This is a genomic window from Limimaricola litoreus, from assembly GCF_024159025.1.
Lineage (GTDB): Bacteria > Pseudomonadota > Alphaproteobacteria > Rhodobacterales > Rhodobacteraceae > Limimaricola > Limimaricola litoreus.
In genome coordinates, this window is record NZ_JAMYXC010000207.1 from 1 (window position 1) to 7,088 (window position 7,088).

Below are 7,088 nucleotides of genomic sequence, written 5' to 3' on the forward strand. Positions count from 1 at the left end.
CGTCGCGCCCCGGATCGGGCACCCCGGCCTCGGCGAGCCTGCGGGTCGCCGCGACCAGCGCCGCGGCCCCGGTGAGCGGGCCCGAGGGCAGCGGGCTCATGCCTCCATCTCCGCCAGAAGCGCGGCCTGCGCCTCGGCCGTCAGCGCGTCGATGATCTCGTCGAGATCGCCGCCCATCACCGCGTCGAGCTTGTAGAGCGTGAGGTTGATGCGGTGATCGGTCATGCGGCCTTGCGGGAAGTTGTAGGTGCGGATGCGCTCGGAGCGGTCGCCCGAGCCGACCTGCGCGCGGCGGTCGGCAGAGCGCGCCCCCTCGACCCGGCTGCGCTCGGCGTCGTAAAGCCGCGAACGCAGCACCTCCATCGCCAGTTCGCGGTTGCGGTGCTGCGACTTCTGGCTCGAGGTGACGACGATGCCGGTGGGGATATGGGTGATGCGGACCGCCGAGTCGGTGGTGTTGACGTGCTGCCCGCCCGCGCCGGAGGCGCGCATCGTGTCGATGCGCAGGTCACCGGGGTCGATCTTCACATCGACCGCCTCCGCCTCGGGCAGCACGGCGACCGTGGCCGCCGAGGTGTGGATGCGCCCGCCGCTCTCGGTCTCGGGCACGCGCTGCACCCGGTGCACGCCGCTTTCATACTTCAGCCGGGCAAACACGCCCTCGCCAACCACCCGCGCCACGACCTCCTTGATGCCGCCAAGCTCGGTGGCCTGTTCCTCGATGATCTCGAAGCGCCAGCCGCGCGCCTCCGCATGGCGCTGGTACATGCGCAGCAGGTCGGCCGCGAAAAGCGCCGCCTCGTCGCCCCCCGTACCGGGGCGGATCTCGATCATCGCGGGGCGGGCGTCAGCGGCATCCTTGGGTAGAAGCGCGAGGCGCAGCGCGGTTTCCGCCGCCTCCAGCCGGGCCTTGAGACCGGGCAGCTCCTCCTCGACGAGGTCGCGCATCTCGGGGTCGTCGCGCATCGCCCGCGCCTCGGCGATCTCGGCCTCCAGCCGCGCGTGCTCGGCCGCCGTCTCGACGACGGGCTTCAGCTCGGCGTATTCGCGGCCCAGTTCGGCGATCTCGCCACCCGCTGCGCCGGACGACATCTTGGCCTCGAGAAACTCGAAGCGGGCGGTGATCTGGTCGATCTTGTCCTGTGCGATCATGGCTCACCCATCCTCCATCGCCCCCGAGGCGTCAAGTGACGCTCAGCGATGCGGCAACCGCTCGGACAGCTCGGCCAGCCAGGCCTCGACCCGGCGGCGGTTCGCGCCCATGTCCGAGATGCCGAAGCGGTTGCGCGCCCAGATCATCAAAGCGGCACCCCCCGCCTCGGGCACGGCCTTGACGCTGGTGTAGTCGGGAAAGCCCATCACCGCGCTGCGCGTGAGATAGGTCGTGCGCCCCTTCGGCGCGTCCTCGAACAACACCTTGGTGCGCGGCGTGGCCCGCACGATCTCGTCAAAGGCCGACAGCAGCGTCGCAGGGTCGGTCGCAAAGACCGGCGGCGCCGCGTTGGCAGGTCCCGTGCGCATCAGCCAGCCGCCCTCCTTGGGTTTCACCGGCACATGCGCCACCTCCATCGGATCGACGTGCCAGCGATCGACATCCGATGGGGCGACGCGCACCCAGGTGAGCGGAACGGCCGCGGCGACAAGCGCCGATACGGTGAGGATCGCCATTTTGTTCAACACCTTGTCATTCGAACTTCGCGCGCCGATCGCGCGGGCTTTGCGTATCGGAACGCCCCATACGCCCGCGCGTTCCCGATGCTTCGCTCAGCCGCGCGCGGGCTGCGCCCGCTCCACCAGCCGTGCGAAGAAGGACGCGCCATAAGGCGCGGTCTCGTCGTTGAAATCATATTCCGGGTGGTGCACCCCCGCCGTCTCGCCATTGCCGATGAAGAGATAGGCGCCGGGCCGCGCCTCCAGCATGAAGGAAAAATCCTCCGCCCCCATGGCGCGCGGGCTGTCGGGATCGGAGGCCAGGCCGACCTCGCCCGCGACCTCGGCCGCAAAGCCGGCGCGATCCGCGTCGTTGATCGTCGCCGGATAGCCGAGGTTGTAATCGAGATCGGCTCGCACGCCGTAGGCCATGGCCTGCCCCTCGCAGATCTCGCGCATCCGCCGCATCACCATCGCCTGCACGCCCTTGTCGAAGCTGCGCACCGTGCCGTTGATCCATGCGGTCGCGGGGATCACGTTGTCGGCGCTGCCGGTGTGGATCTGGGTGACCGAAATCACCAGATCCTCGCGCGCGTCGTGATTGCGGCTGACGATGGTCTGGATCGCGGTGACGATGCCGCAGGCGGCGACCACCGGATCGGCCGCGTCCTGCGGCATCGCGCCATGCCCGCCCTTGCCGGTCACGGTGATGGTGAAATCATCCACCGCCGCCATGATCGCACCGGGCGCGGTGCGAAAATGGCCCACGGGCAGCCCCGGCTCGTTGTGCAGCGCAAAGACCTGGGTGATGCCGAAGCGCTCCATCACGCCCTCCTCGACCATCACGCCCGCGCCACCGCCGCCCTCTTCGGCGGGCTGGAAGATCAGCGCAACGGTCCCTGCGAAATTGCGCGTTTCGGCGAGGTATTTCGCGGCGCCAAGAAGCATGGAGGTATGACCGTCATGGCCGCAGCCATGCATCGCGCCCTTGTTGGCCGAGGCATGCGGCAGGCCGGTCTGCTCCTCCATCGGCAGCGCATCCATATCGGCCCGAAGCCCGATCACCGGGCCTTCGCCACGGCCCCGGATCAGCGCCACGATACCGGAGGTGGCGATCCCCTCGTGGATTTCGTCCACGCCGAACTCGCGCAGCCGCGCGGCGATAAAGCCCGCCGTCTCGTGGCAGTCGAACCCAACCTCTGGCGCGGCGTGCAGCGTCCGGCGCCAGCCCTTCATCTCTTCGGCGAAATCGGCAATGCGGTTGACGACGGGCATGGCTGGCGCTCCGGGCTTTGAAATCCTAGCCTGCGGCTTGCCACCGACAGGAGCCACGCGCAATGCCCCAGACCGAGCCCGAGATCCGCGACACCGACCACGCCGCCGCCCGCGAGATCGCGCGGCTCTCGGCGATCATGCGCGCGCTGCGCAATCCCGATCACGGCTGCCCCTGGGACATCGAGCAGGATTTCGCCTCGATCGCGCCCTACACGATCGAAGAGGCCTATGAGGTGGCCGACGCCATCGCGCGCGAGGACTGGCCCGAGCTCAGGGGTGAGCTGGGCGATCTCTTGCTGCAATCGGTCTACCACGCGCAGATGGCGACCGAGGCCGGGCACTTCGACCTCGCGGCCGTGGCGCGGGCGATCTCCGACAAGATGATCGCCCGGCACCCGCATGTCTTCGGCGAGGAAAGCCGCGACCGCACGGCCGATGAACAGATCCGAGCCTGGGAGGCGATCAAGGCGGCCGAGCGCGCGGGCAAATCCGAGACCGGCGTGCTCGACGGCGTGGCGCTCGGCCTGCCGGCGCTGATGCGCGCGGCCAAGCTGCAAAAACGCGCCGCGCGGGTGGGATTCGATTGGCCGCAGACGGCGCAGGTGCTCGACAAGCTGGTCGAGGAAGCGCGCGAACTGGTCGAGGCGCGCGACACGCTGGGCCAGGACGAGATAGAGGCCGAAATGGGCGACCTGCTTTTCGTCATGGCCAATCTCGCGCGGCATCTCGACGTGGACCCGGAGGTAGCGCTGCGCCGATCGAACGACAAGTTCACGAGACGTTTCAGCTACATAGAGAGCGAACTTCAGAAACGTGGCAAGCGCCCGGTCGAGAGCGATCTCGACGAGATGGACGCGCTGTGGAACGAGATCCGACAGGCGGAGAAGCAGGGGCAAAAAGTTTCAAAGTAAAAAACTCGGGCATTGACCCTACCAATTTGCTCGGGTTTAAGCGCCTCCAATCGCAACGCTGATCTGGAGCGCTCCATGACCTTCCGCCCCGTCCTCACCATCGCCGCCGCCCTCGCCGGGACCAGCGCCATGGCCGACGTCAACATGTACACCACCCGCCAGCCCGAGCTGATCCAGCCGGTGGTCGATGCCTTCACCGAAGAGACCGGCATCGCCGTCAACCTCGCCTTCGTCGAGGACGGCATCGTCGAGCGTCTCGAAGCCGAAGGCGCCCGCTCGCCCGCCGATCTGGTGATGACCGTCGACATCGCGAACCTGAGCCAGATCGTCGATGCCGGCGTGACCCAGCCGGTCGAGAGCGACGTGCTGATGGAGGCGGTGCCCGCCAACCTGCGCGGTGAGAACGGCGAATGGTTCGGCGTCACCACCCGCGCCCGCATTGTCTATGCCAGCAATGAGCGCGTCGAGGACGGCGAAGTCACCACCTACGAGGATCTCGCCTCGGACAAGTGGGAAGGCCGGATCTGCACCCGCTCGGGCCTGCACAACTACAACCTCGCGCTGGTCTCGGCGATCATCGCCCATCACGGCGAGGAATACGCCAAGGACTGGGCGCAGGGCGTGAAGGACAACCTCGCGCGCAAGCCCGAGGGCAACGACCGCGCACAGGTCAAGGCGATCTGGGCCGGCGAATGCGACATCTCGCTCGGCAACACCTACTACATGGGCAAGATGCTGCAGGACGAAGAGCAGACCGAGTGGGCCAATGCGGTGCGCATCACCTTCCCGACCTTCGAGAACGGCGGCACCCACGTCAACGTCTCGGGCGTCGCGCTGACCCAGGCCGCGCCGAACAAGGAAGAGGCGGTCCAATTCATGGAATACCTCGTCTCGCCGCAGGCGCAGGAAATCTATGCCGAAGCCAACTACGAATACCCGGTGCTCGAAGGCGCCGAAGCCTCGGAGCTGGTGCAGGGCTGGGGTGAGTTCACCGCCGACGAGACCGACCTGCCGACGCTGGCCGACCACCGCGCCGCCGCGCTGCGGATCATGGAAGAAGTGAACTTCGACGGCTGATCCCGCAGAGCGAAAGAAAAGCCCGCCTTCGTTCCGAAGGCGGGCTTTTTTCGTTTTAAAGCAGCGTTTTGAAAATCAAACGCTCGCTTTCTCCTCGAGCTCCAGCCACTCGGTCTCGGCGGCATCGAGCGCCGCCTGCCGTTCGGCCATCGCCTCGGTCGCCTTGCGGAATTTCACCGGCTCGCGGGTGAACAGCTCGGGGTCGCCGAGCAGCTGCTCCAGCTTTTCGATCTCCTGCCCCAGCCGCTCGATCACCTTGGGCAGTTCCTCGAGCCGGTGCTTCTCGGTGAAGCTGAGGCCCGCCTTCCTGGGCTCCGCCTTGGGCTTGGGCGCGCTGGGCACGGGCGCGCTGCCGCGGGGCGCAGGCGCGTGGGTCACCGGTTCGGCGGCGTTCCTGCGCTGGCTTTGGTAATCGCTCCAGCCCCCCGCATAGAGCACCGCCTGCCCGTCGCCCTCCATGGCGATGGTCGTGCTCGCCACCCGGTCGAGGAAATCGCGGTCGTGGCTGACCAGGAGCACCGTGCCGTCGTAATCGCCCAAGAGATCCTGCAGGAGATCCAGCGTCTCGATGTCGAGATCGTTGGTCGGCTCGTCGAGCACCAGTACGTTCGAGGTCTGCGCCATGATCCGGGCCAGCAGCAGCCGCGCCTTCTCGCCACCCGAGAGCGACTTGACCGGCGCGCGGGCCTGCCCCTCGTCGAAGAGGAACTCCTTGAGATAGCCCACGACATGCTTGGGCGTGCCACGCACCATGACCTGATCCGAGGAGCCGGAGACCGCCATGGTTGGGTCGTTGGTCAGGCTGTCCCAGAGCGTCGCCTCGGGGTCGAGCCGGGCACGGGCCTGGTCGAACACCGCGATCTCGAGGTTGGTGCCGTGCTTGATGCGCCCCTCGTCCGGCTCAACTTCGCCCAGCAACATCTTGATAAGCGTGGTTTTTCCGACACCGTTTGGGCCGACGAAGGCGATCCTGTCGCCGCGCATGACCGTGAGATCGAAGTTCTCGACGATCCGCTTGCCCGCGTATTCCTTAGACAGGCCAAAGGCCTCAACGACCTTCTTGCCCGATGTCGGCCCCTCGCCGAGCGCCATGGCGGCGGTGCCCTGTCGGCGGATCTGGTTCGCCCGCTCGGCGCGCAGATCCTGCAGCGCCCGCACCCGGCCCTGGTTGCGCTTGCGGCGGGCCGAGATGCCCTCGACCGCCCAGCGGGCCTCGGACTTGATCTTGCGGTCGAGCTTGTGGCGCGCCACGTCCTCGTCTTCCCAGACCTTGTCACGCCAGGCTTCGAAGCCGTCGAAGCCGGTCTCCTGCCGCCTGACCGCACCGCGGTCGATCCACAGCGTCGCGCGGGTCAGCGCCTTGAGAAAGGCGCGGTCGTGGGAGATCAGCACGAAGGCGGCGCGGGTCTGCTTGAGCTCCGCCTCGAGCCAGGCGATCGCCTCGATGTCGAGGTGGTTGGTCGGCTCGTCGAGCAGCATCAGCTCGGGCGCCTCGGCCATCAGCCGCGCCAGCGCCGCGCGCCGACGCTCGCCGCCAGAGGCGGTGGCCGGATCGCGCTCGGGGTCGAACTTGAGCCCCTCGGCGGCGACGTCGAGCTTGTATTCCTCGCCGATGTCGAGGTTCTGCGCGGCCCATTCGCCCAAAGTCGCATAGCCCGAGAAATCGGGGTCCTGCTCCATGTAGCCCACACTCGTCGCGGGCGGGACGGCGCGGATGCCGCGGTCGGGCTCCACGAGGCCTGCCATCACCTTCATCAAGGTGGACTTGCCGGAGCCGTTGCGGCCCACGAGGGCGACGCGGTCGCCCTGCTGAACCGCGAGTGACAGCCCGTCAAAGACGGGGTCGCCGCCGAAGGTGAGGGAAATGTCGGTGAGCTGGAGAAGGGGTGCGCGTGCCATGCCCCGCAGCTAGAGGGCGGCGCGCGGCTTATCAAGGGCCAAAGGCCAGCGCCCGCAGCACGCGGACCCGGCCCGGCGGGATCTTCGCCACATCGACCATGCACAGCACATGCAGCGTGTTCATGCCCGCGTCGATCACCGCGTGATCGCTCACCACCCCGCCCATGCCGAGATAGCTGCGCAGCAGGGGCGGCAGCCCGGCGCGGGCGGCGCGTGGATCATGGATCGGACCGGCCAGCGGCACGGCGTCGGGCACCCGCCGCCGCGGGCGCCAGG

5 protein-coding genes and 2 pseudogenes are annotated in these 7,088 nt (G+C 68.0%); 2 read left to right on the forward strand and 5 right to left on the reverse strand.

Features of this window, described 5'->3' with window-relative positions; all coding sequences use genetic code 11:
• Nucleotides 1-96: 96 nt before the first annotated feature.
• From prfA to NHG85_RS13355, 3 genes and pseudogenes are all read right to left on the reverse strand, one after another.
• Complete coding sequence (prfA, locus tag NHG85_RS13345) at nucleotides 97-1,152, reverse strand: peptide chain release factor 1 (RefSeq protein ID WP_253333149.1); 1,056 nt, start codon at nucleotides 1,150-1,152, stop codon at nucleotides 97-99.
• Nucleotides 1,153-1,194: 42 nt separating this feature from the next.
• Nucleotides 1,195-1,497: pseudogene (locus tag NHG85_RS19865) on the reverse strand (DUF1499 domain-containing protein); the annotation flags it as partial.
• 267 nt (nucleotides 1,498-1,764) lie between these two features.
• Nucleotides 1,765-2,925, reverse strand: a complete 1,161-nt coding sequence (locus tag NHG85_RS13355; RefSeq protein WP_253333153.1) for a M20 aminoacylase family protein — start codon at nucleotides 2,923-2,925, stop codon at nucleotides 1,765-1,767.
• A 62-nt stretch (nucleotides 2,926-2,987) separates the two neighbouring features.
• On the opposite strand from NHG85_RS13355, the gene mazG reads away from it, so the two are divergent.
• The gene (gene mazG, locus NHG85_RS13360) at nucleotides 2,988-3,836 is read left to right on the forward strand and encodes a nucleoside triphosphate pyrophosphohydrolase (RefSeq protein ID WP_253333169.1); all 849 of its coding nucleotides are present in this window, start codon (nucleotides 2,988-2,990) and stop codon (nucleotides 3,834-3,836) included.
• A gap of 75 nt (nucleotides 3,837-3,911) precedes the next feature.
• The gene (locus NHG85_RS13365; RefSeq protein WP_253333171.1) at nucleotides 3,912-4,913 is read left to right on the forward strand and encodes a Fe(3+) ABC transporter substrate-binding protein; all 1,002 of its coding nucleotides are present in this window, start codon (nucleotides 3,912-3,914) and stop codon (nucleotides 4,911-4,913) included.
• Nucleotides 4,914-4,988: 75 nt separating this feature from the next.
• Here the strand turns inward: NHG85_RS13365 and NHG85_RS13370 are convergent, their stop codons facing one another.
• Both NHG85_RS13370 and NHG85_RS13375 read right to left on the reverse strand, forming a co-directional pair.
• Entirely contained in the window at nucleotides 4,989-6,812 is a 1,824-nt protein-coding gene (locus tag NHG85_RS13370; protein ID WP_253333172.1) for an ABC-F family ATP-binding cassette domain-containing protein, read from the reverse strand.
• A gap of 31 nt (nucleotides 6,813-6,843) precedes the next feature.
• Nucleotides 6,844-7,088, reverse strand: a pseudogene (locus NHG85_RS13375) (ornithine-acyl-ACP acyltransferase); the annotation flags it as partial.

What these genes read in the sequence shown, in the direction of transcription:
- prfA (WP_253333149.1), bottom strand. Translation starts at nt 1,152, where the DNA reads ATGATCGCACAGGACAAGATCGACCAGATCACCGCCCGCTTCGAGTTT.
- NHG85_RS13355 (WP_253333153.1), bottom strand. Translation starts at nt 2,925, where the DNA reads ATGCCCGTCGTCAACCGCATTGCCGATTTCGCCGAAGAGATGAAGGGC.
- mazG (WP_253333169.1), top strand. Translation starts at nt 2,988, where the DNA reads ATGCCCCAGACCGAGCCCGAGATCCGCGACACCGACCACGCCGCCGCC.
- NHG85_RS13365 (WP_253333171.1), top strand. Translation starts at nt 3,912, where the DNA reads ATGACCTTCCGCCCCGTCCTCACCATCGCCGCCGCCCTCGCCGGGACC.
- NHG85_RS13370 (WP_253333172.1), bottom strand. Translation starts at nt 6,812, where the DNA reads ATGGCACGCGCACCCCTTCTCCAGCTCACCGACATTTCCCTCACCTTC.